We start from the raw sequence: 22,512 nt of genomic DNA, 5'->3' as shown, positions 1-22,512 counted from the left end.
ATTTCCTGCCGACTCGCGCCCGACCCGGCCGACGGCGGCCCCCGCGCGCCGCACGGGGCAGACTGTCGCCGACGCGCACGCCAGGAGGCCAACGATGACCCAGACCCACCACGACCTCAAACCCCGCTCCCGCGAGGTCACCGACGGCCTCGAGCGGACCGCTGCGCGCGGGATGCTGCGGGCCGTCGGCATGCGCGACGAGGACTTCCACAAGCCGCAGATCGGTATCGCGTCGTCGTGGAACGAGATCACCCCGTGCAACCTGTCGCTGCAGCGGCTCGCGCAGGCCGCAAAGGAGGGCGTGCACCGCGCAGGCGGCTACCCGATGGAGTTCGGCACGATCTCGGTCTCCGACGGCATCTCGATGGGCCACGTCGGGATGCACTACTCGCTGGTCAGCCGCGAGGTCATCGCCGACTCGGTGGAGACGGTCGTCCAGGCCGAACGCCTCGACGGAACGGTGCTGCTCGCCGGCTGCGACAAGAGCCTGCCCGGAATGCTGATGGCGGCCGCCCGGCTCGACCTCGCCGCTGTGTTCGTCTACGCCGGCTCGATCCTGCCCGGGTACGTGGGGGAGCGGGAGGTGAACATCGCCGACGCCTTCGAGGCCGTGGGCGCGTGCCTGCGCGGGCTGATCACCCGGGAGGAGGTCGACGCCATCGAGCGGGCCATCTGTCCCGGCGAAGGGGCCTGCGGCGGCATGTACACCGCGAACACCATGGCCAGCGCGGCCGAGGCGCTCGGCATGGCCCTCCCCGGCTCGGCGAGCCCGCCTGCCGTCGACCGCCGCCGCGACGGGATCGCCCGCGCGTCCGGCGAGGCCGTGGTCACCATGATCGAGAAGGGCATCACCGCCCGGCAGATCCTCACCCGCGAGGCGTTCGAGAACGCGATCGCCGTGGTGATGGCCTTCGGCGGGTCGACCAATGCGGTGCTGCACCTGCTCGCGATCGCGCACGAGGCCGAGGTCCCGCTCGACCTCGACGACTTCAACAGGGTGGGCGACCGCATCCCGCACCTCGCCGACGTGAAGCCCTTCGGGGCGCACGTCATGAGCACGGTGGACCGGGTCGGCGGGGTGCCGGTGGTCATGCGGGCACTGCTCGACGCCGGACTGCTGCACGGCGACTGCCTGACCGTCACCGGTGCGACCGTCGCCGAGAACCTCGCGGCGCTCGACCCGCCGGATCTCGACGGCTCGATCCTGCGCCGCCTCGACGACCCGATCCATCCCACCGGCGGCATCACGATCCTGCGCGGCTCGCTCGCCCCCGGCGGCGCCGTGGTCAAGAGCGCCGGGTTCGACTCCGCGCGCTTCGCCGGCCGGGCGCGGGTGTTCGACGGCGAGGCCGGGGCGATGGCCGCCGTCGAGGACGGCTCGCTGCAGGCCGGCGACGTCGTCGTGATCCGCTACGAGGGCCCGCGGGGCGGTCCCGGCATGCGGGAGATGCTGGCCGTCACCGGCGCGATCAAGGGCGCCGGGCTCGGCAAGGACGTCCTCCTGCTGACGGACGGCCGGTTCTCGGGCGCGACGACGGGTCTGTGCGTCGGGCACGTCGCCCCGGAGGCGACCGACGGCGGCCCGATCGCGTTCGTGCGCGACGGCGACGAGATCGTGCTCGACATGACCGCGCGCACCCTCGACCTGCAGGTGGACGCCGACGAGCTCACGCGCCGCCGGACCGGCTGGTCCGCGCCGGCGCCGAAGCACACCCGTGGGGTGCTGGCGAAGTACGCCAAGCTCGTCGGGTCCGCAGCCCAGGGAGCGGTCTGCGACTGAGCGTCCGGCGTCCGCACCCGAGCGAACGGGGCGTTCGGTAAGTCCGACTTACCCAACGCCGCGTTCGCTCGGTCCGCCGCCCGGGTCAGACGGCGCAGCTCCCGTCGTCGCACACCTCGCCCCGGCCGCCCGCCGGTGTCAGCACGGGCTGCGGGTGCGCGTCGGCCCACGCCTTGTCCAGCACCTCGAGCAGGACGTCCGCGGGCTGCGCCCCCGACACCCCGTAGCGGCGGTCGACCACGAAGAACGGCACGCCGGTGATCCCGTACGCGCGGGCCTGCTCCTCGTCCGCGCGCACGTCGTCGCGGTACCGGTCGCCGGCCAGGACCGCACGGGCCTCGTCGGCGTCGAGCCCGGCGTCGGCGGCCAACCGCACCAGCGTCGCCGGGTCGCCGATCCGCTCACCCTGCTCGAAGTAGCCGGCGAAGAAGCGCTCCTTGACCGCGTCCTGCACGCCGTGCTCGGCGGCGAGGTGCAGCAGCCGGTGCGCGTCGACGGTGTTGCCGCCGCGGGACCGGCCGAGGTCGAACGTCCAGCCCTCGGCAGCCGCGGCGTCCGCCACTCGTGCCTGCGCCGCCTCGGCCTCCCCGCGCGACATCCCGTACTTCGCGGCGAGGTGCTCGACGTTGTCGACCGTGCGCTCGGCGGGCGCGCTCGGGTCGAGTTCGAAGCTGCGCCACCGCACCGTCACCTCGTCGCGGTGGGCGAAGCGCGCCAGTGCCGCCTCGAACCGCCGCTTGCCGATCGCGCACCACGGGCACACGACGTCCGACCAGATCTCCAGCTGCATGTCGCGTGCAACGCCGGCAGCCGTCTGCGCCATCCCGGCGGCGCCCGCGGCCGTCCGAGCGCTCGTGCACGCCCTACCCTTGCCCCGTGTCCGAGCCCCTGCCCGCCGACTGGACCGCCTGGCGCCGCCACATCGACCTCGACGCCTACGAGCGCCGCTGGCAGCGCCTCGCCGAGGCGGGGGTCGACCCGCACGGCGAGGTCGGGCTGGTGCAGACCTACGCCCCCCGCTCGGTGCTCGACGCGGGATGCGGCACCGGACGTGTCGCCGTCGAGCTGGCCCACCGCGGCATCGCCGCCGTCGGTGTCGACAACGACTCCGACATGATCGCCGCGGCCCGCGCCAAGTCGCCCGACCAGCGCTGGATCGTGGCCGATCTCGCCGATCTCGCGCTGCCCGACCGGTTCGACGTCGTCGTGCTGGCCGGCAACGTCGTGCCCTACATCGCCGCCGATCGACGGGCCACAGCCGTCGAGGCCTGCGCCCGACACCTCGCCCCGGGCGGCGTGCTCGTCGCCGGCTTCGCGCTGCGTCCGGGATGGCCGGACCTCGACGCCTACGACGGATGGTGCAGGTCCGCCGGGCTCACGCTCGCCGACCGCTGGGCCACCTGGGACCGGCAGCCCTACACCGACGGCGACTACGCCGTGTCCGCACACACGATCAGTACCGGAACCCCGTCACTGTGACCGATCCGCCGGCGAAGCCCGCGGCGTCGCGCTCGATCCCGCTCAGGGAGCCCGCAGCGCGGGAACAGGGGAAGCCGTACTTCGCCTGCACCCGGTCGCTTGCGATCGTCAGCGACTCACGGCATCGGGCGACGGCGAGTAGTACGCCCGTTCCGCGCCGTCCGGCCGGCGCACGGCGAACATCATCTCGGGCACGACCCCGAAGCCAGGCCCTCGGCGTTGCGCGGAGACGACACGCGGCAGACTGCGCGGCGTGCAGGGAACGATCCTGGTGCTCGGCGGGCGCAGCGAGATCGGGCTGGCGGTGGCGCGCAGGCTCGCCAGCGGTGCCCCGGTGGTGCTCGCCGCCCGCCGCGCCGACGATCTCGACGAATCCGAGCGCCGCCTGCGCAACGCCGGCGCGACGGCGGTGCACCGGGTCGAGTTCGACGCCGACGATGTGCAGGGGCAGCGCGCGGTGCTCGACGACGTCGTGGCGCGCTTCGGGCCCCTCGAGACCGTCGTCGTCGCGTTCGGCGTCCTCGGCGACCAGGAGCGGGCCGAGCGCGACGTCGACCACGCCCTTGCCGTCGTGCACACCGACTACGTGGCGCACGTCGCCGTGCTCACCCACCTCGCTCAGCTGCTGCGGGCCCAGGGGAGCGGGACGATCGTGGTGTTCTCCTCGGTCGCCGGTGTCCGGGTGCGGCGGGCCAACTACGTCTACGGGTCGGCCAAGGCCGGGCTCGACGGCTTCGCGTCCGGGCTCGCCGATGCTCTGGCCGGCAGCGGAGTGCGGCTGCTGCTCGTCCGGCCGGGGTTCGTGATCGGCCGGATGACGACGGGCATGACGCCGGCGCCGTTCTCGCGCACCCCGGACGTGGTCGCGGACGCGACGGTGCGCGCCTTGCGCAGCGGAGCCGGTGAAGTGTGGGTGCCGTCGGTGCTCCGGCCGCTGTTCGCCGTCATGCGGCACGTGCCGCGGGCGGCGTGGCGGCGGATGCCGCGGTAGAGACCGACTCTCACACGCGAAGGCGGGGGCGCAGGTCGTCCGGGGTGGCGACGGCCGGGCCCTCGTGTTCCACCCGGGCGGCCAGTGAGTCCGCGTGCCGGACCAGGCCGTCGAGGTCGAGGTCCGCCGGTGGCGACCCGGTCCAGCCCGCCCGCCAGTGACCCACGTGCTCCGCTCCGCGGCGGAGCAGCGCCACCGCGCCGCGGGCGTTGCCCCGCTGCAGGTGGGTCAGCCCGACGGCGAGCTGCGCGAGCCCCCGCCACAGCTCGCGCTGCGCGGGCTCGGCGGCCTTCCACGCCGCCTCCAGCACCTCGTGGGCGTGGAACGGCATCCCGTCGTCGAGCAGCCGCTGGGCCTCGTCGAGGCTCTCCTGCGGGCCGAGCACCAGGTCGTCGGGCACCCGCTCCACACCGACGGCACCGCGGGGCAGGGGGCGGCCCGCCGCGTCACGGGGCCGCGCGTTGCGGGCACGGCCCGCGGCGTCGCGGTCGCGCTGGTCCGTCATGCGGTCCACGGTGCCACGGCTGGCCCCGGAGCACCGCCGGGACCCATGGAACGGGCGGAGCGGCCGACCCGCACGATCGGCCGCTCCGGAGGCGTCCGCTCAGTCCTTCGTGGTGCCCGCCGGGTCGGCGTTGATCGGGTCGTTGCAGTTCGCGTTGGCCGGGTCGTCCGGCCCCTTGGTCGCGTCGGGGTCGCGGTCGACGTCGTTGCCGACGCGGAACTGCGTCATCATGTCGTGGTCCTCGTGCGGCAGGTTGTGGCAGTGGATCATGTATCGGCCGTCCGTGGTCGGGTCGCCGGCCGTGCCGAACTTCATGATCGCCCGGATCGTCTCGTTCTCGCCCACGAAGGCGACGTCCTTGGGGCCCTGCTCGTAGTTGAACACGGGCTTGCCGTTGCGGGTGAGCATCTTGAAGTCGACGAGATGGATGTGCACCGGGTGGAACCAGCCGCCCGACTTGTTCGTGATCTCCCAGATCTGCACGTCGCCCGACGCCGGGTTGGCCACCGTCTCCTTGTAGTTGGAGGCGATGATGTCTTCCCAGGTCATCAGCTTGGTGGTGCCGTTGCCGGAGCCGGAGCTCCCCGAGCCCGAGCTGCCCGACCCGGAGCCGCCCTTGCCCGAGCCGCCCTTGCCCGAGCCGCTGGAACCCGAGCCGCCCGAGCCCGAGTTGCTCGCGGTGCTCGTGGACGTGCTCTGGATCTTCCACTCGCCGTTCTGGCGCAGGACCTCGATCTTCGTCGTGCCCTGGATCTCGGTCTCCTTGAGGTCCCAGACCTCCTTGTTGGGGTTGAGGGAGTAGAGGCCGCCGGTCGGCAGGGCGTTGTCCTTCGGGTCGAAGGCGTCGTTGACGACCTCGAACTGCATGATCTTGCCGGTGTTGTCGAAGTCCGTGGAGTTGGGCACGCCCAGGTTGAGCAGCTGAAGCTTCGTGCCGGGGGTGTACTTCGAGAAGTCGATGACGATCTCGTAGCGCTCGGCCATGCCGATCCGCAGCTGGGTGGTCTGCTGCACCTGGGGCATGAGGCCGCCGTCGGTGCCGATCACGCTCATCGGCGTGCTGTTGCTCATCTGCAGCCGGTAGCCGCGGGAGATCGACGCATTGAGCACCCGGAAGCGGTAGAGCCGCTTCTTGACCTTGAGGTTCGGCCACGGCACGCCGTTGACCAGGACGACGTCACCCCACAGGCCGGTGTGGCCCGCGTCGTCGTAGCGGAACTCGCCGTTCGCGCTGAACATCTTGTCGGCGAGGACCAGCGGAAGGTCGTACTGGTCGGTCACCGGACGGCCGTCCCATGACCACTTCGGAATGGCGAGGCCGGACTCGACGTCGTCGTGCAGGTGGTACTGCGCCGCGAGCCCCATGTAGGCGTTCTCGGCGGTGTGGTGCACGCCGTGGTCGTGGTACCAGAGCGTCCGCGCGTCCTGCTTGTTCGGGTAGACGTAGCGCTTGGTCTGGCCGACCTTGGTTATGTCGCTGGCGTACCCGTCGTACTGCGGCTTCGACGCCGAGCCGTGCAGGTGCGTCGAGGTCCACGGGTCGTAGTTGAGGAACGGGTGCGCCGCCGGCAGCCTGTTGGCCTGCATCACCGTGAGCGGTGTGCCGCGCTTGGCGTGGATCGTCGGTCCCGGCGTGGTCGGCGCCTGGCCGGGCAGGGCGTAACCGAAGATCGTGGTCTGGAAGCCCGGGATGATTCCCGCTTTCGCCAACTTCTGGTCGAGGGTGACGGTGCCGCCGGACCGGCCGTCGACCACGGGCGGAACCGCGAACGGCAGGGTGTAGGGAGCGGGAAGCTTGCTGGCCGCGATCTGGCTCACCGTCTTGGCGCGCACGACCCGCTCCAGTGGGAGCGCGACCACTGCGGCGCCCAGCGCGGAGAACTTCAACACGTCCCGACGGGACATCTGGGCTTCGATCATCGTCTACCCCTTGACTCGCCGTGGCAGTTCCTCTGCCGTCGGGCGGAACTGTCGTCGGAAACGGGGTGGGTCAGCAGACGCGGGTGGGGGGAGCGGAAACACCAAATGCGGGGGGTCGGGAAATCTCGGCTGTCCAGTTCGTGCCGATTCGAGCCTTTCGAGCAAAGCATTTCACGCTGTTTGGTCAAGTTCGAGTAAAAGTCGACGGGCGCTCAAGTCTTCGGGCCGACCCACACGTCCAACAATCCTCATGTGGCCGTCTCCCAGGTACTGACCGAGCAGGTAGGCATACTGCGCCACGTCCAGTGGGGACCCGGTGCACCGCGGACACGCGGACCGTTCGACATCGGGCGGTCGGCGGTCTCCTCGGCACCAATGCGCGACCATCGCTCGTGGAAGGCTCATTCGATCGGGCGACGTCCGTGGCGGTCAGCCCCACGGCGTAGAGGCGGCGGGCTTCGTCGACCAGTCTCGGGTGCACGAAGGAATGGTCGTGGTCGCCACCGACAATAATGAGCGGAAAGTGCCCCCGGTGGGATTCGAACCCACACTGTGCGCTGTTTGAGAGCGCCCTCTCTGCCAGTTGGAGTACGGGGGCTTGGTCCGTTCGGCCCACCAGGGGGCCGTGTCACAACTGGCGTCGAGCATAGCCCGGTACTCTGGTGGCTCCCGGTCCGACCCGTTCCGCAGAGGAGATTGCCCGGTGGCACAGCAGGTTTCCGAGGACGACGGCAGCGCGAGCCCCGCCGCCCCCGCCGCCGGACTGAAGGTCCTCGTGGTCGAGGACGAGGCGCTGATCCGCATGGACCTCGCCGAGATGCTCACCGAAGAGGGTTACGTCGTCGCGGGTGAGGCCGGCGACGGCGAGCAGGCGCTCGAGCTGGCGCGGCGGCTCCACCCCGACCTCGTGATCATGGACATCAAGATGCCGAAGATGGACGGCATCACCGCGGCGACCAGCATCGTCGAGGAGCGGATCGCTCCCGTGGTAATGTTGACGGCGTTCAGCCAGCGCGAGCTGATCGAGCAGGCGCGCGACGCGGGCGCCATGGCCTATCTGGTGAAGCCGTTCGCCCGCCACGAGCTGGTGCCGGCGATCGAGCTGGCGGTCTCGCGGTTCGCGGAGAAGCGCGCGCTGGAGGACGAGGTCGCCACGCTCAGCGAGCGGCTGGAGACACGCAAGGTCGTCGACCGCGCGAAGGGTCTGCTGATGACCCGCCAGCAGATGACCGAGCCGGAGGCGTTCCGTTGGATCCAGCGCACCGCGATGGACCGCCGGACGACCATGAAGGCCGTGGCGGAGGCCGTCGTCGAGGGGTTGGCGACCCCGCGGGCGTGACGTCGCCGCGTCGTCCACAGATCACCCAGCGTCGCCGGACACGGACGTTCCGTTCCTATTTCATCACTGTCGGCGACAATCGGATTGCGGTCCGGTAAAGAGGCCGGGGCGGTGGTGCGTCGGCTCGGGGTGTCGCCTAACGTCCGCCACGCTCTCGGCAGGAGAGAGTGTCTCGGCGGAGGTCGGACACCACCGATGCCGTTCACACGCCATGGAAGGACGTCTGGCACATGACTCGGAGGCGGACGATCGTCACCGCCGCGATCCTCGCCGGGGCTCTCGGGCTCACGGCGTGCGGCACGAACCGGCAGGAGGGCACCGGCGGCGCCGCCGGCGGCAGCTCCTGCGACACCAGCAAGGGAACGCTGGTCATCGGGATGGTGGCTCCGCTGTCGGGCGGCCTCTCTGCCCTTGGTCTGGGCATGAGCCACTCCGCGGACCTGGCGGTCGACCAGGCCAACCAGAAGTGCGCCGTCCCGGGCTACGCGCTCGCCTTCCAGGCGGAAGACGACCAGGCGACCCCGCAGGTCGCGGGACAGGCGGCCACGAAGCTCGCCTCGGACCCGAACGTCGTCGGCGTGGTCGGCACGCTGAACTCCTCGACGGCGCAGACGGTCCAGCCGATCCTGGCGGACCGCAGCATCGTCCAGATCTCGCCGGCGAACACGAACCCGACGCTGACGCTGGGCGAGAACGCCACCACGTCGCCGAGCCGGCCGTTCCCGAGCTACTTCCGGGTGGCCACCACAGACCTGATCCAGGGCCCGTTCGCCGCCCAGTACCTGGTCGAGAAGGCCGGCAAGAAGAACATCGCCGTGATCGACGACGGCAAGACCTACGGCGCAGGCCTGGCCGAGCAGTTCGCCCAGGAGGCGACCAAGCTCGGCGCGAACGTGGTCGCGCGCGAGAAGGTCGGCGAGAAGGACACCGACTTCTCCGGCGTGCTCGCCAAGATCCGCCCGCAGAACCCGGACGCGGTCTACTACGGCGGCGAGTACCCGGCGGGTGGTCCGCTGTCCGCGCAGCTGGCAGGCGCAGGCCTCAACATCCCGCTGATGGGTGGCGACGGTCTCGTCGACAAGCAGTTCGTCGCGCTCGGCGGTCGCGCGGGTGACCTGGCGACGAACGTCGGCGCCCCGGCGGAGTCGCTGCCCAGCGCCAAGCAGTTCATCGCCGACTACCAGGCGGCGAACTACGCGGAGCCGTTCGGTGCCTACGGCGCGTTCACCTACGACGCCACCAACGTGATCATCGACGCTCTGGCGAAGGCCGTGCAGGGCGGTACCTGGAGCGAGGACACCCGCAAGACGGTGGTCAGCAACGTGCAGGCGACGAACCTGCAGGGAGCGGGCGGCCCCGTCTCGTTCGACCAGTACGGCGACACCACGAACAAGGTGCTCACCGTCTACACGGTCAAGGGTGACAACTTCGAGCCGATCGAGGGCTCGACGGGCAGCTACCAGCCCTGACGTCACGGTTCGCGAGAACCACCACAAGGACTCCGGCGGGGGCGGTCAACAGCCGCCCCCGCCCGGTCTGTAACCGATCCGGCCACGACGCGTCCGCCCGGCACTCCGTGCGGGGCGGACGCCCCGCATCGGATCGAGGGAGGGGACCACTTGCTGTCCACGTTCCTGTCGCAGATCGTCAACGGGCTCATCCTCGGCTCGCTGATCGGCCTGATCGCGCTCGGCTACACGATGGTGTACGGGATCATCCAGCTGATCAACTTCGCCCACGGTGAGATCTTCATGGTCGGCGCCTACGGCGGTCTGGCCATGTTCACCTATCTGCTGCCGACCTTCGTCCAGCAGCAGTGGTACCTCGCGCTCCCCCTCCTGCTGATCGCCGGCGCGGCGATCTCCACCGGGGTCGCCGTGCTCATGGAGCGGTTCGCCTACCGTCCGCTGCGCGGTGCCCCCCGGCTCGCGCCCCTGATCACCGCACTGGGCGTCTCCGTGGCGCTGCAGGAACTGGTCCGCAACTTCTACCCCGGCGCGACGGCCGCCCTGCCGTTCCCGAAGGTGTTCGTGGCGGGCACCTGGGAGATCCCGGTCCCCGGCGGCACGGTTCCGCTGCGGTGGACCGGCCTGCTGATCATCGTGCTGTCGCTGGTCCTGGCCGCGGTCCTGACGACGTTCGTCAACAACACGCGGATGGGCCGGGCGATGCGTGCGGTGTCGCAGGACCCCGACACCGCCCGGCTGATGGGCGTCGACACCGACCGCGTGATCGTGCTGACGTTCGCGCTCGGCGCGGCGCTCGCCGGGGTCGGAGGGGTCATGTACGGGACGGACCTCGGCTTCATCAACATCGACATGGGCTTCCAGAACGGCATCTTCGCGTTCACCGCGGCGGTCCTCGGCGGCATCGGCAACCTCAAGGGTGCGGTGGTCGGCGGTATCGTGATCGGGCTCGTGAAGGCCCTCGGCGGGCAGTACCTGCCCGGTGGCACCGCCTACGACTACGTCTGGATCTTCGTCGTGCTCATCGCGGTACTGGTGTTCCGGCCGCAGGGCTTCTTCGGCGAGTCGGAGAGGGTGCGGGCATGACCACGACGACCAGCCCGGCCGGAGCCAAGTCGAACAGCCCGATTCCGGCACCCTCCGGCCGGCTGCACCGCATGGCGGCGCCCCTGGCCCCGCACGCGACGGCGGCCCGGGTGGCCGGCGGCGTGCTCACCATCATCGGCACGTACCTGCCGTGGGCGACCTTCGTGCTCAACGAGGGCCGCTACCCGGAGCAGGCGACGCTGCAGTTCTTCACGGTCCCGTTCGGGGTGACCGGGTTCCGCCTGCACCTGCTGATCTTCGGGATCGCCGCGATCGTCCTGGCCCTCGTCCGCGTGCCCGGCCGCGGTCGGATCCTGCGCGGAGTCGGCTGGGGCGTCGTCGCGGTCAGCATCCTCAACGGCCTGTACATCACGGTCGAGGGCGGTGGCCTCGGCGCGATCACGGCTGCGGGCGGTGCCGTGGCCTTCGGGGCGATCGTGGCGCTGCTCGGCGGGGTGCTGATCGTGCTCGGGGCCACGGCGGGTGGCATCGAGCGGCGCCCGGAGTGGCGGTGGCGGCTCAACCCGTGGGCCGAGCGGGGCGCTCTCGTCGTCGCCTACCTGCTGCTGCTGTTCCTGGTCGCCGCGGTGCTGACCGCCGGTGGCACGGGAGGCGCGGCGAACCCGTACTCCGGCGCGGTGTTCCTGTCGTTCCTCGGCGCGCTGGGCGGCCTGCTCGCCGCGCTCTCCGCCTCTGGCCTGCTGAACTGGGTGGCCGCGCTGGCGGAACGGCACCGGGTGTTCAGCGTCGTCGTGCTGCTGGTCGTGGCGCTGGCCCTCCCGCTCACGGCGGCCGGCAACGAGTACTGGATGACGGTCGCGGCGAACATCGGCGTGTACGCCGCCACCGCGATCGGGCTCAACATCGTCGTCGGCCTGGCAGGCCTGCTCGACCTGGGCTACGTGGCCTTCCTCGGCATCGGGGCCTTCACCGCGGCGAACCTGTCCGGCGCGGCCGCCGCGAAGTTCGACGTGCACCTGCCGTTCGCCCTGGTCATGGTGATCTCCGCGATCGTCGCCGGGCTGTTCGGCGCCGTGGTCGGCTCGCCGACGCTGCGGGTGCGCGGCGACTACCTCGCGATCGTCACGCTCGCCTTCGGCGAGATCTTCGTGCGCACCGCGCAGAACAACATCTTCGGACTCACTGGTGGTTCGAACGCCATTCCCGGCATCCCGCAGGTGGAGCTGTTCGGCACGCGGTTCTCCGACCGGATCGTGGTCGGCGGGATCCAGCTCCCGGCGGGCGTCCTGTACTACGTGCTCATCGTGCTCCTCGTGGCGCTGGTGATGCTGGTGTTCAGCCACCTCAAGGAGTCGCGGCTCGGGCGGGCGTGGATCGCGATCCGCGAGGACGAGGACGCGGCGCGGGCCATGGGCATCCGCACCGGCCCGATCAAGATCATGGCGTTCCTCTGCGGCGCCACGCTCGCCGGTTTCGCCGGGGCGTTCTTCGCACACAAGACCGGCACGGTGTCGTACGAGAGCTTCCGCTTCCTGGAGTCGGTGACGCTGCTCGCGGCGGTCATCCTCGGCGGGATGGGGACAGTGCCCGGTGCGGTGCTGGGCGCGTCGCTGTTGTTCGTGCTGCCCGAGAAGCTGCGCGAGTTCGCCGACTATCGGCTGCTGCTGTTCGGTCTCGCACTCGTCTTCATCATGCGGTTCCGCCCGCAGGGGCTCGTGCCGGACCGGCACCGGCGGGCCGAGCTGGCCCACGACCCCGCGGACGAGCCTCCGCCCGGCGGCACGCCGGCGACCCGGACGGAGGTGCCGGCGTGAACGCCCCGGTGACCGCGGAGACGCCGGATCGCACCGGCGGGAGGCCGATCCTCGCGGCGAGCGGCGTCACGATGCAGTTCGGTGGTCTACGCGCGCTGAACGACGTGTCGTTCGACCTGGACGAGGGTCAGATCATCGGGCTCATCGGGCCGAACGGGGCGGGCAAGACCACCCTGTTCAACTGCCTGACCGGCCTGTACGCGCCGACGTCGGGCACGGTGGCCCTGCGCGGCGAGCGGCTCCCGCAGGACCCCGCGCTGGTCACGGAGAAGGGCGTGGCGCGGACGTTCCAGAACATCCGGCTGTTCCCGAGCATGACCGCCGAGGAGAACGTCCTCGTCGGGCGGCACGTGCGGATGAAGCAGGGGCCACTGGCGTCGCTGCTCCACGGCCCGAAGTTCAAGCGCAGCGAGGCCGAGGCACGCGAGCGCACGCAGGAGCTGCTCGAGTTCGTCGGGCTGAGTCGGTTCTCCGACGAGCTGGCCCGCAACCTGCCCTACGGCGACCAGCGGCGGCTCGAGATCGCCCGCGCACTGGCGACGGACCCGGCGGTGCTGCTGCTCGACGAACCCACCGCCGGGATGAACGCCCAGGAGACCGAGGGCACCCGCCGGCTCATCTTCGCCATCCGGGACCTCGGCATCTCGGTCGTCGTCATCGAGCACGACACCAAGTTCATCTTCACCCTCTGCGACCGGGTCCTCGTGCTCGTCCAGGGCGAGCTGCTCGTGGCAGGGAGCCCGGACGAGGTGCGCGGCGACCCCCGCGTGGTCGAGGCCTACCTCGGGGCCCCGCCGGAGGAGGTCGAGGCGCAGCTCCACGGCGCCACCGACGGCGAGGCGCCGGGGGGCGCGCACCGGAAAGAGGACACCCCGTGAGCTATCTCGAGGTCCGCGACCTGGTCGTCGCCTACGGGGCGATCCAGGCCGTGCGCGGCGTCTCCTTCAAGGTGGAGAAGGGCCAGATCGTCAGCCTGATCGGCAGCAACGGGGCGGGGAAGACCACCACGCTGCGCACCATCTCGGGCCTGCTGCGTGCCGTGTCCGGCGAGGTGCTGCTCGACGGGGAGCCGATCCACCGGCTGCCTGCGCACGCCATCCTCTCGAAGGGGATCGCGCACAGTCCCGAGGGTCGCAAGCTCTTCGCGCGGATGACCGTGGAGGAGAACCTGCGGCTGGGCGCCTACACGCGAAACGACGACGCCGAGATCCGCAAGGACATCGACCACGTCTACGAGCTCTTCCCGGTACTGGGGGAGAGGCGCACCAACAAGGCGGGCCTGTTCTCCGGCGGCGAGCAGCAGATGCTGGCCATCGGCCGAGCGATGATGTCGCGGCCGTCGGTGCTCATGCTGGACGAGCCGTCGATGGGGCTCTCGCCGATCATGACACAGAAGATCTTCTCGACGATCAAGGAGCTGCAGGCCGAGGGCACCACGATCCTGCTCGTCGAGCAGAACGCGCTCTCGGCGCTGGCGCTGTCGGACAGTGCCTACGTCATCGACCTGGGACGGACGACGCTGTCGGGCACCGGGCGCGAGCTGCTGGCCGACCCGCGCGTGCAGGAGGCCTACCTGGGCGAGGGCGTGGGGAGCTGAACGCCGCCGTCAGGCGAAGCCCCTCGACCCAGCCGGCGGCCGGGCTCGGGAGCCGGCGAGCCTGGCGGCGGCGGAGCTGCGTCGCAGGGGTGGTGTCAGTACCCGTGAGTAACTTGTGTTCGACCTTCTAGTCTCCGCCTCATGATGACCTTCCTGCGCCAGTGGACGCTGCGGGTCGCCAGCGTCGCGTTGACCGGGCTCTACACCCTCTACCGGGCGCACCCCGCCGTCTGGCGGCTGATGGCCCGCAACTACCGGCCGTGGATGGGCCGGTTCGCGCGCCTGCACGCCTGGATGACCTGCCAGTTCGCCTGGCTCGAGGTGCCCGCGTACCGCGACTTCCTGCACCGCAGCGGCTGGGGGTTCCGCTGGTTCCGGCTGGAGTCCTACCCGCCCACGGACAAGCAGGGCTACGTCACGGCCTACCCGGAGGAGCAGCGCTGCCGGGGTGGTGAGCTCGCGGTGGTCGGCAGCGTCGTCGACGAGTCGTCGGGATCGTCCGGGCAGCCGTTCAACTGGGTCCGCAGCCGGCGGGAGCTGCGGTCCGTGCACAAGAACCTGGCCGGGTTCACGACGATGGTGTTCCCGTCGCCGCGCCGGTTCGTGATCAATGCGTACTCCATGGGCGCCTGGGCCACGGGCACGAACACCGGCATCGCGATGGCGCAGGTGGCGATGGTGAAGAACACCGGCCCGGATCTGCGCAAGATCGTCGACACGCTGCAGCACTTCGGGCCGGGCTTCGACTACATCGTCACGGCGTACCCGCCCTTCCTCAAACACCTGCGCGACCTGCTCGACGCCGAGGGCTTCCCCTGGGACCGGTACCGGATCAGCGGCCTGGTCGGGGGCGAGGGGATGACCGAGGCGCTGCGCGACTACCTGGAGGAGCGGTTCGTCAAGGTCCGCTCCGGCTACGGCGCGAGCGACCTCACGATCGGGATGGCGGGCGAGACCGACTTCAGCGTCTGGGTCCGCCGCCGGCTGCGGACGGACGCCGCGCTGCGCGCCGCCCTCCTCGGGCCGCACGAGCACCGGTTGCCGATGGTCTTCCAGTACAACCCGCTGGAGACGTACCTGGAGACGACACCGGTGGGCGAGCTGCTCTGCACGATCAACTCCACGGCGGTCCTCACACCGAAGCTGCGCTACAACGTCGGCGACGAGGGGCGGCTGCGGTCGTTCCCCGAGGTGATGGCCGCGATCCCGGCCGCAGTGCGGGCCGACGCCGAGCGGGCGTGGCGGGCCGACAGGATGCGGCTTCCCCTGCTGTTCCTGTTCGGGCGCCGCGACAGCACGATCTCGTACATGGGGGCCAACATCTACCCGCAGGACGTCGAGTACGGCCTGTACGCCGACGACGTACTGGCCCCGTTGCTGCAGAGCTTCTGCCTCGAGATGCAGGAGCAGGCGGACCTGGAGTCGCGGCCGGTCGTCCACCTGCAGCTGCGCGCCGACGCCGCCCCGGCGCCGGACGAGCGGGTGGTGCTCGCGGAGCGGGCCCGCGCGGGGGTGCTCGCGCACCTCGCGGCCGTCAGCCGCGACTTCGCCGAGTCGCTGGCGGAAGACCCGTCGGCGGGCGACCTGCGGGTGCAGGTGCACGACCTGGGCACCGGCCCGTTCACCGGCACGGACCCGAAGATCAAGAATGTGTACCTAGTGCGGTGTCCATGAACGTTGTCGGGGTGATCGCGGGATGCAGGTGGATGCATCGCAAGGCGGAGGAGCCGCCGATACCGGGGTATCGGCGGCGACGACAACGCCGCGAGGCGCCGCCTGGGCCCGCGAGGACCCGGCGAACGTCTGTGGACACCGCAGTCGTGAAGGGGGCGGCTTCGTGAGCCGGACGTCGGACTTCTCGGCGGGGCCGCCGCAGGCGCAGGCCGGGGCCATGTTCATCGGCGGCACCCGCTACGCCACGCCGTGGACGTTGGTGATGCTGTACCGGCCGTGGCGGCGGATGCTCGCACAGATGACGCGCATGCGCAGCTACCGCTGGCACAAGACGTACTACGAGTGGCCGCTCACGCTCGGCACGATCGCGTTCTTCGAGGACCGCGACGCGCTGCTGAAGTTCGCCCGCAGCAAGGAACACCGCGAGCTCATGTGCTGGCTGACCGACGACGGCACGAAGCGGGCGCACTCGGGGTTCATCCGCATCTTCGACGCCCAGCCGGAGGGCTACTCGAACGGTCGCTGGCGGGCGGAGGACGGCTCGATGGGCCACATCCCGACCTTCACCCCGCTCGCACGCGAGACCGAGGGGCCGCCGGTGCATCGCCGGTCGGCGGGCCGGTGACGACCGCCGTCGGGCCGGTGCGGGTCGCGCCGGTCGCGTCGAAGGCGGACCTGCGGGCGTTCTGCGACCTGCCGCTGCGCCTGCACCCGCGCGACCGGTACGTGCCGCTCCTGTCGTCGGTGATCGCGGGACACGCCCGTACCGCCGAGCTGCTGCTGGTCCGCGACGGCGAGGGCACGGTCGTCGGTCGCACGAGCGTGCACCGCGACGCCGGGTTCGACGCGAAGAGCGGTCCGCACCAGCTGTTCGGCCACACCGAGTTCGTCGACGACGACACCGTGTTCGCCGCGATCGTCGACGCGATCGCGGCCCGGGCGAGCGGGCTGCCGCTGTTCGGCCCGGTGGCCCTCCTGCCGAACGAGACGGGCGGTGTGATCACCTCCGGATTCACCGAGCGCGGGTTCGTCGACTCGGCCTGGAATCCGGCCTACTACCCGCAAGCCTACGAACGGCACGGCTTCACCCGCCGCTTCGAGGGCGACACGTGGATCGTCGACGTCGACGGGTCGGACGCGGGCTTCCGGTTCGACGACGCGCGGATCGCGGCCGAGCAGCTGGTCGTCCGGCACGGGTCCCGGCGCGGCTTCGCGGCACAGTTGCCGATCCTGCGGGAGATGCTGAACGCGAGCTTCGCGCAGCTGGGCTACTACACCCCGATATCGGCGGAGAAGCTCGTCGCGCAGACGGACGGGCTGGCCTTCCTGCTCGACGAACGCCTGCTGCTGTGGCTGGAGAAGGCCGGGCGCCCGGTCGCGTTCGTGGTCGTGGTGCCCGACATCTCGGAGTTCCTCATGGCTGTCGGCGGCCGGCTCGGGATGGTGAACCGGCTTCGGCTGCTCGCCACCCGCCGCCGGCCCCGGCGCGACGCCGTCCTCGTGATCAAGGGGACGGTGCCGGAGGAGCAGGGCCAGGGCTACCTGACGCTGCTCTCGCGCGAGCTGCACCGCGGCCTGCGCGACGGTGGCTACCGGAGCCTGCGCAGCACCTTCGTCGAGCGGAGCAACCCGGCCTCGGCGGCGCAGTACCGGCGGGCCGGCGGGCGGCCGCTGCACGGGCACGCGTTCTACGAGCGTCTGTGAGGGAGCGGAGCGAGCGAACCAGTGTCACAGCGCCTCGGTCAGTGCCGACCGAGCGCAGCGAGGGAGAGCGATGACGTGGGTCGAGGAGCTGCGGGCGCGGGAGGCGGTGTTCCGGCGGGCGCCCAGCGCGCACAACACGCAGCCGTGGCTGCTCTCGTACGCCGCGGACGAGGTGCGGATCGGTGTCGACCCGGCCCGGTCACTGCCCGTGTCGGATCCCACGGGCCGCGACCTGGAGCTGGGCCTCGGGGCTTTCGTCGAGAGCTGCCTGGTCGTCGCGGCGGACGCGGGGCTGGCGGTCGACGCGGTGTCCGACGGCCCGCGCGCCGTGCGGCTGGTCGCGGTGGACGCGGTGTACCGCACGGTGTTCTCGGCGGCCGATCTCGACGGCCGCAGGGTCGCCCGGGGGTCGTACGTCCCCGGGCCGGTGCCGCAGGACGTCCTCGCCGACCTGGAATCCGGCCTGGTGCACCTGCCCGCGCAGGAGCTGGCGGCCGACCTGGCGGCGGCGGACCGGTGGATGTTCGGCACGCGGGGCTCCGTGGACGAGCTGCGGGAGTGGCTGCGGCTGCGTCCTGGCCACCCCCGCTACGACCGCGACGGGCTCACCGACCGCGCACTCGCGCTGTCGCGGGTCGAGGCGCGGCTCCTCGACGCGGCGCTGCGCAGCCTCGCGGTGACCTGCCGGCTCGGGGTGCCCGCGCTGCTCGCGGCGTCCGGCCGGGGGCTGCTCCGCGGCGACGGCAGCGTGCTCGTGCTGACCGGCCGGGCGGAGGAGGACCGGGTGGCGGCCGGGCGACGGCTGCTGCGGACCTGGCTCGTGCTGGCCCGACACGGCCTCGCCGTGCACCCGCTCAGCCAGCTCATCGACTGCCCCGCCACCGCAGACCGCGTCCGGCAGCGGGTCCGCGCCGGTGGCGGTGGCGAGGTCGAACCGCTCGCCGTGTTCCGGGCCGGTCGGCCCCGCGCCGAGCCGGTCCGCTCGGCGCGTCTTCCCGTCGGTGGGTGATCGCGGGTCCGTCGACGGATCCGACGTCGGCGTCGCGTTCCGCCGCCGGAACGGCGATCACGCCGGCGGCGCGGCCGGGGTGTCGCGGTGCAGGCAGGTCAACCGGGCGGTGCAGGTCCGGCGGCCGCGGTCGTCGACGAGCACGATCTCGCTCGTGGAGGTGCTGCGGCCGACGTGCACGGGCCGGGCGGTGCCCGTCACCCAGCCGCCGACGGCGGCGCGGTGGTGGGTGCAGCTGAGCTCGAGGCCGACGGGGGTGCGCTCGGGCAGCACGTGCATCGCCGCGAGCACGGAGCCCAGCGTCTCGGCGAGGACGGCACTCGCGCCGCCGTGCAGCAGCCCGTAGGGCTGCCGGTTGCCCGTCACCGGCATCCGGCCGACCACCTGCTCCCGCGACCACTCCAGGAGCTCGATCCCCATCCGCTCCTGGAGCTGCTCGGCGCGCAGGTGCTCGGGGACGGTGAAGGGCCCGTCGGCGGCGCCGGGCACGGAGGTCACGGAGTCGGGAGCCGGATCGATCGACACACGTGCACCGTATCCCGATCCTCCGTAGGGGAGGGGCGGCTACGGCCGGCGGCAGACGAAGATCGCCGTACCCGGGAACAGGGCCCCACGGAGCGGCGACCACTGGCCCCACACGGTCTCGCGCCCCTCCGGCCACTCGGGCTCGACCAGGTCGTCCAGCACGAGACCGGCCGCGACGACGTCGCGGATCCGGTCGCCGAGCGTCCGGTGGTGCTCGACGTACGTCGGCACCCCCGCGGCGTCGATCTCGACGTACGGCGTGCGGTCGAAGTACGACTGGGTGACGGTGAGCCCGTCCGGGCCCGGGTCGTCGGAGAACATCCAGCGCATCGGGTGGTTCACCGCGAACACCCACCGCCCGCCGGGCCGCAGCACGCGGGCGACCTCGCGCATCACCCGCTCCGGCTCGGCCACGAACGGCACCGCCCCGAACGCCGAACAGGCCAGGTCGAACGTGCCGTCGGCGAAGGGCAGGCGCTCGGCACCGGCCTGTACGAGAGGAACAACGACACCCGTCGCCGCGTTGATCCGGTCAGCGTGTCGCAACATCCCGCCCGAGAGATCGAGGCCCACCGGCCGCGCCCCCTGGGTCGCGAGCCAGCGTGTGCACGGGGCGGAGCCGCAGCCCACCTCCAGCACGCGGCGCCCGGCGAGGTCCGCGGGGTCGCCCAGGAGGTGCGCGTCGGCCTCGCGCAGACCCTCGGGGCACCAGACGAAGTCGACGTCGCCGATGTCCGCGCCGTGCTCGGTCAGGTAGTCGTCGGCGTCGGCGTCCCACCACGCGCGGCTCGCCCGCTGCGACTCGCCGGACCCGACCGGTCGACGCGCGACGGCCGCGGTACCGAGCAGCTGCTCGGCGCTCGGGCCCACCGCCGACTCTCGACCGTCCACGCGGCCATCGTGCCCCTGTATCACCCCTGTTCGGAGGCGGGGCCGCGTTGCCCTGGCCACACCGGGCCGCGTAGCATCATCCACGCACTGTGGTCAACGTGGCGCCTGCTCGCAGACGGTCGTCCTGCTGTGCGCCACGCTGCACCGGAAGTCCACACGTGCTCACGCGCGTTCTCGATAACGAACAGGTGACAGCACCACGTCACAGCCAGTCCTGCATCACGGCATCAACCCCCCATCCACTACCGGAGCACCCCACTACATGTCCACCGACACCACCTTTTCCTCCACCGCCTCGACCACGCCCCAGGTCGCCATCAACGACATCGGGTCGGAGGAGGACTTCCTCGCCGCCATCGACAAGACGATCAAGTACTTCAACGATGGCGACATCGTCGAGGGCACGATCGTCAAGGTCGACCGCGACGAGGTCCTGCTCGACATCGGCTACAAGACGGAGGGGGTCATCCCCTCCCGCGAACTCTCCATCAAGCACGATGTCGACCCCGCAGAGGTCGTGTCGGTCGGCGAGTACGTCGAGGCCCTTGTTCTCCAGAAGGAGGACAAGGAGGGCCGTCTGATCCTGTCCAAGAAGCGCGCTCAGTACGAGCGCGCCTGGGGCACGATCGAGGCTCTCAAGGAGGCCGACGAGCCCGTCGAGGGCACGGTCATCGAGGTCGTCAAGGGCGGCCTGATCCTCGACATCGGCCTGCGCGGCTTCCTGCCCGCGTCGCTGGTCGAGATGCGCCGCGTGCGCGACTTGCAGCCGTACGTCGGCCGCAAGATCGAGGCCAAGATCATCGAGCTGGACAAGAACCGCAACAACGTGGTCCTGTCCCGTCGCGCCTGGCTGGAGCAGACCCAGTCCGAGGTCCGCAGCGAGTTCCTCAACCAGCTCGCCCGTGGCCAGGTCCGCAAGGGTGTCGTCTCCTCGGTGGTCAACTTCGGTGCCTTCGTCGACCTCGGCGGGGTGGACGGTCTGGTCCACGTCTCCGAGCTGTCGTGGAAGCACATCGACCACCCGAGCGAGGTCGTCGAGGTGGGCCAGGAGGTCACCGTCGAGGTCCTCGACGTCGACCTGGACCGCGAGCGCGTCTCCCTGTCGCTGAAGGCGACGCAGGAGGACCCGTGGCGCCTGTACGCCCGGACGCACGCGATCGGTCAGATCGTTCCGGGCAAGGTCACCAAGCTGGTGCCGTTCGGCGCGTTCGTCCGCGTCGAGGAGGGCATCGAGGGCCTGGTGCACATCTCCGAGCTGGCCGAGCGCCACGTGGAGATCCCGGAGCAGGTCGTGCAGGTCGGCGACGACGCGATGGTCAAGGTCATCGACATCGACCTGGACCGGCGCCGTATCTCGCTCTCGCTCAAGCAGGCGAACGAGGGCATGACGGTCGACACGGAGTTCGACCCCACCCGCTACGGCATGGCCGCGGAGTACGACGACCAGGGAAACTACATCTACCCCGAGGGCTTCGACGTCGACTCCGGCGAGTGGAAGGAAGGCTTCGAGGCGCAGCGCGAGACGTGGGAGAAGGAGTACGCCGAGGCCCACTCGCGCTACGAGCAGCACATCGCCCAGATCCGCAAGGCCGCCGAGGCCGACGTGGAGGCAGCAGAGGGTGGCGGCGCCGCCACCAACTACTCCTCGCAGGGCGGCGACGCGCCCGCGGAGAGCGGCGGATCGCTGGCCAGCGACGAGCAGCTCGCAGCACTGCGGGAGAAGCTGTCGGGCGGCGCCTGATCGAACGGTTCCCGGTCGGGCGCGTCCCGATGGGAGACTGACAGCTCTGTACGGCTGACGGCCCCGGTGACCACTCGGTCACCGGGGCCGTCTCCGTGTCCGGGTGATCAGGTGTACGGCAGGGGTCATCCCGGCGGTCACAGTTCGGCTGCGGTCGGTCACCGATTCGGCCTGCCGCCGTATTCGATCATGTGGATCCCCCTACTTTCGATGTCGTGCAGGAGTGGGTGCCGCACCGGGGGGTCGGGGCTTGAAGGTTGTACGAACCGCGTGGGGCGAGACCGCGCGGAGCAGGCGAATCGACGCGAGTGGGGCCGGCGACACGGTGATCCGCGGGAGTGGGATCCTGGCGCGCGGTATGCGTGGTGGGGGAATCTGGAGTCGTCTCGGGGCGGGCGCGGCGGTGCTCGCGCTGACGTCGTGTGGCAGCGCGGCCGGGGAGCCGGGGGCCCTTCCCGTGCCCACGTTCGCCTCCACGCCGACGGCCGCGGCGTCCGTGACCGGGGTGGCGGACCAGGGGCGGTTGCCGGACGACTGCGTACGCCTCCTCGGCGGCAACGACCTCGGCGCTCTCTTCGGGCTGCCGCTCGACTCGGTGTCGGTGCGCACGACGATCGGCACCCCGGCCCCGGCCGTCGGCCGTACCGAGCGGCTGAGCTGCTCGTACACCCGCACCGGTGCAGCCAAGGGCGACCTGCTCGACGTGAACGTGAGCGCCTACACCGACGTGGACGCGGCCACCAAGCAGTGGCGGACGAACGCGGCCGTCGAAGACGGCCCGCACCGCGACGTCGCGCTCGGAAACGCGAAGGGGGTGCTCGTCGAGCGCCCGACGGACGCGGTGCTCCTGGTGGCGAACGGGGCGGAGACGCTCACCTTCGTCCTGCCCCAGCCGGTGCGGATCCGCGACCTCTCCGCCGCCGACACGCTCGTCGACGTCGCCCTGCGGGTGCTGCCCGCGGTCGCCGCCGGCGCGGCACCGCCCGCGGCCCCGCCCCCCGCGGCCGGGCCGCCGGCAGCCGGCTGACGC

Annotated in this window: 20 protein-coding genes and 1 tRNA gene; 15 read left to right on the top strand and 6 right to left on the bottom strand. The window is 71.4% G+C overall.

The window, feature by feature from the left end:
• Positions 1 to 94 precede the first annotated feature (94 nt).
• Positions 95 to 1,780 carry a dihydroxy-acid dehydratase gene (gene ilvD, locus RM445_RS11105; protein WP_311556097.1) on the top strand — a complete coding sequence of 562 codons (1,686 nt, stop codon included), beginning with the start codon at positions 95 to 97 and terminating at the stop codon, positions 1,778 to 1,780.
• 85 nt (positions 1,781 to 1,865) lie between these two features.
• On the opposite strand, the gene RM445_RS11100 is transcribed toward ilvD, so the two are convergent.
• Positions 1,866 to 2,603: a DsbA family oxidoreductase gene (locus RM445_RS11100; RefSeq protein WP_311556096.1), complete on the bottom strand. Its 738-nt coding sequence runs from the start codon at positions 2,601 to 2,603 to the stop codon at positions 1,866 to 1,868.
• Positions 2,604 to 2,656: 53 nt separating this feature from the next.
• On the opposite strand from RM445_RS11100, the gene RM445_RS11095 reads away from it, so the two are divergent.
• Both RM445_RS11095 and RM445_RS11090 read left to right on the top strand, forming a co-directional pair.
• Positions 2,657 to 3,259, top strand: coding sequence for a class I SAM-dependent methyltransferase (locus tag RM445_RS11095; protein ID WP_311556095.1), 603 nt, complete (start codon positions 2,657 to 2,659; stop codon positions 3,257 to 3,259).
• Between the two features lie 253 nt (positions 3,260 to 3,512).
• Positions 3,513 to 4,250, top strand: a complete 738-nt coding sequence (locus RM445_RS11090; RefSeq protein ID WP_311556094.1) for an SDR family NAD(P)-dependent oxidoreductase — start codon at positions 3,513 to 3,515, stop codon at positions 4,248 to 4,250.
• 10 nt (positions 4,251 to 4,260) lie between these two features.
• Here RM445_RS11090 and RM445_RS11085 read toward each other — a convergent pair whose 3' ends face one another.
• From RM445_RS11085 to RM445_RS11075, 3 genes are all read right to left on the bottom strand, one after another.
• On the bottom strand, positions 4,261 to 4,755 hold the full coding sequence (locus RM445_RS11085; RefSeq protein ID WP_311556093.1) for a DUF309 domain-containing protein: 495 nt from the start codon (positions 4,753 to 4,755) through the stop codon (positions 4,261 to 4,263).
• A gap of 99 nt (positions 4,756 to 4,854) precedes the next feature.
• Positions 4,855 to 6,675, bottom strand: a complete 1,821-nt coding sequence (locus RM445_RS11080; protein ID WP_311556092.1) for a multicopper oxidase domain-containing protein — start codon at positions 6,673 to 6,675, stop codon at positions 4,855 to 4,857.
• Positions 6,676 to 7,199: 524 nt separating this feature from the next.
• Positions 7,200 to 7,273, bottom strand: a tRNA-Leu gene (locus tag RM445_RS11075).
• A 165-nt stretch (positions 7,274 to 7,438) separates the two neighbouring features.
• Here RM445_RS11075 and RM445_RS11070 point away from each other — a divergent pair.
• The 10 genes from RM445_RS11070 to RM445_RS11025 all read left to right on the top strand — a co-directional run bounded on the left by RM445_RS11070 (position 7,439) and on the right by RM445_RS11025 (position 18,325).
• Complete coding sequence (locus RM445_RS11070; protein WP_311556255.1) at positions 7,439 to 8,014, top strand: ANTAR domain-containing response regulator; 576 nt, start codon at positions 7,439 to 7,441, stop codon at positions 8,012 to 8,014.
• A gap of 230 nt (positions 8,015 to 8,244) precedes the next feature.
• Positions 8,245 to 9,483 (top strand): branched-chain amino acid ABC transporter substrate-binding protein, encoded by a 1,239-nt coding sequence (locus RM445_RS11065; RefSeq protein ID WP_311556091.1) that lies wholly within the window; start codon positions 8,245 to 8,247, stop codon positions 9,481 to 9,483.
• 150 nt (positions 9,484 to 9,633) lie between these two features.
• Positions 9,634 to 10,566, top strand: a complete 933-nt coding sequence (locus tag RM445_RS11060) for a branched-chain amino acid ABC transporter permease (protein ID WP_311556090.1) — start codon at positions 9,634 to 9,636, stop codon at positions 10,564 to 10,566.
• Complete coding sequence (locus tag RM445_RS11055) at positions 10,563 to 12,341, top strand: branched-chain amino acid ABC transporter permease (RefSeq protein WP_311556089.1); 1,779 nt, start codon at positions 10,563 to 10,565, stop codon at positions 12,339 to 12,341. The genes RM445_RS11060 and RM445_RS11055 overlap by 4 nt, the downstream gene beginning before the upstream one ends.
• Positions 12,338 to 13,219 carry an ABC transporter ATP-binding protein gene (locus RM445_RS11050; RefSeq protein ID WP_311556088.1) on the top strand — a complete coding sequence of 294 codons (882 nt, stop codon included), beginning with the start codon at positions 12,338 to 12,340 and terminating at the stop codon, positions 13,217 to 13,219. Before RM445_RS11055 ends, RM445_RS11050 begins: the two co-directional genes overlap by 4 nt.
• On the top strand, positions 13,216 to 13,938 hold the full coding sequence (locus tag RM445_RS11045) for an ABC transporter ATP-binding protein (protein ID WP_311556087.1): 723 nt from the start codon (positions 13,216 to 13,218) through the stop codon (positions 13,936 to 13,938). Before RM445_RS11050 ends, RM445_RS11045 begins: the two co-directional genes overlap by 4 nt.
• A 141-nt stretch (positions 13,939 to 14,079) precedes the next feature.
• On the top strand, positions 14,080 to 15,612 hold the full coding sequence (locus tag RM445_RS11040; RefSeq protein ID WP_311556086.1) for a phenylacetate--CoA ligase family protein: 1,533 nt from the start codon (positions 14,080 to 14,082) through the stop codon (positions 15,610 to 15,612).
• Positions 15,613 to 15,775: 163 nt separating this feature from the next.
• On the top strand, positions 15,776 to 16,237 hold the full coding sequence (locus tag RM445_RS11035) for a hypothetical protein (RefSeq protein WP_311556085.1): 462 nt from the start codon (positions 15,776 to 15,778) through the stop codon (positions 16,235 to 16,237).
• Positions 16,234 to 17,316: a GNAT family N-acetyltransferase gene (locus tag RM445_RS11030; RefSeq protein ID WP_311556084.1), complete on the top strand. Its 1,083-nt coding sequence runs from the start codon at positions 16,234 to 16,236 to the stop codon at positions 17,314 to 17,316. The genes RM445_RS11035 and RM445_RS11030 overlap by 4 nt, the downstream gene beginning before the upstream one ends.
• A gap of 70 nt (positions 17,317 to 17,386) precedes the next feature.
• Complete coding sequence (locus tag RM445_RS11025; protein ID WP_311556083.1) at positions 17,387 to 18,325, top strand: nitroreductase family protein; 939 nt, start codon at positions 17,387 to 17,389, stop codon at positions 18,323 to 18,325.
• Positions 18,326 to 18,382: 57 nt separating this feature from the next.
• Here the strand turns inward: RM445_RS11025 and RM445_RS11020 are convergent, their stop codons facing one another.
• Together RM445_RS11020 and RM445_RS11015 are read right to left on the bottom strand one after the other, a co-directional pair.
• Positions 18,383 to 18,772 (bottom strand): PaaI family thioesterase, encoded by a 390-nt coding sequence (locus tag RM445_RS11020; RefSeq protein ID WP_397469280.1) that lies wholly within the window; start codon positions 18,770 to 18,772, stop codon positions 18,383 to 18,385.
• Positions 18,773 to 18,889: 117 nt separating this feature from the next.
• Positions 18,890 to 19,741: a class I SAM-dependent methyltransferase gene (locus tag RM445_RS11015; RefSeq protein WP_311556082.1), complete on the bottom strand. Its 852-nt coding sequence runs from the start codon at positions 19,739 to 19,741 to the stop codon at positions 18,890 to 18,892.
• A 262-nt stretch (positions 19,742 to 20,003) separates the two neighbouring features.
• Here RM445_RS11015 and rpsA point away from each other — a divergent pair, with 262 nt between their 5' ends.
• Both rpsA and RM445_RS11005 read left to right on the top strand, forming a co-directional pair.
• A complete protein-coding gene (gene rpsA, locus RM445_RS11010) occupies positions 20,004 to 21,482 on the top strand; it encodes a 30S ribosomal protein S1 (protein WP_311556081.1) in 1,479 nt (492 codons plus the stop codon).
• A gap of 250 nt (positions 21,483 to 21,732) precedes the next feature.
• Positions 21,733 to 22,509 carry a hypothetical protein gene (locus RM445_RS11005; protein ID WP_311556080.1) on the top strand — a complete coding sequence of 259 codons (777 nt, stop codon included), beginning with the start codon at positions 21,733 to 21,735 and terminating at the stop codon, positions 22,507 to 22,509.
• Positions 22,510 to 22,512 lie beyond the last annotated feature (3 nt).

The sequence above is a fragment of the Pseudonocardia charpentierae genome (assembly GCF_031845345.1).
Classification (GTDB): domain Bacteria; phylum Actinomycetota; class Actinomycetes; order Mycobacteriales; family Pseudonocardiaceae; genus Pseudonocardia; species Pseudonocardia charpentierae.
The sequence above is the reverse complement of the archived record's forward strand: the minus strand, read 5'-3'. Positions and strand labels throughout refer to the sequence as shown.

Bases quoted from the DNA above. Each gene is read 5' to 3' on its own strand.
- RM445_RS11025 (WP_311556083.1), top strand. From the start codon at position 17,387: ATGACGTGGGTCGAGGAGCTGCGGGCGCGGGAGGCGGTGTTCCGGCGG.
- RM445_RS11065 (WP_311556091.1), top strand. From the start codon at position 8,245: ATGACTCGGAGGCGGACGATCGTCACCGCCGCGATCCTCGCCGGGGCT.
- rpsA (WP_311556081.1), top strand. From the start codon at position 20,004: ATGTCCACCGACACCACCTTTTCCTCCACCGCCTCGACCACGCCCCAG.
- RM445_RS11055 (WP_311556089.1), top strand. From the start codon at position 10,563: ATGACCACGACGACCAGCCCGGCCGGAGCCAAGTCGAACAGCCCGATT.
- RM445_RS11085 (WP_311556093.1), bottom strand. From the start codon at position 4,755: ATGACGGACCAGCGCGACCGCGACGCCGCGGGCCGTGCCCGCAACGCG.
- RM445_RS11100 (WP_311556096.1), bottom strand. From the start codon at position 2,603: ATGGCGCAGACGGCTGCCGGCGTTGCACGCGACATGCAGCTGGAGATC.
- RM445_RS11080 (WP_311556092.1), bottom strand. From the start codon at position 6,675: ATGATCGAAGCCCAGATGTCCCGTCGGGACGTGTTGAAGTTCTCCGCG.
- ilvD (WP_311556097.1), top strand. From the start codon at position 95: ATGACCCAGACCCACCACGACCTCAAACCCCGCTCCCGCGAGGTCACC.
- RM445_RS11040 (WP_311556086.1), top strand. From the start codon at position 14,080: ATGATGACCTTCCTGCGCCAGTGGACGCTGCGGGTCGCCAGCGTCGCG.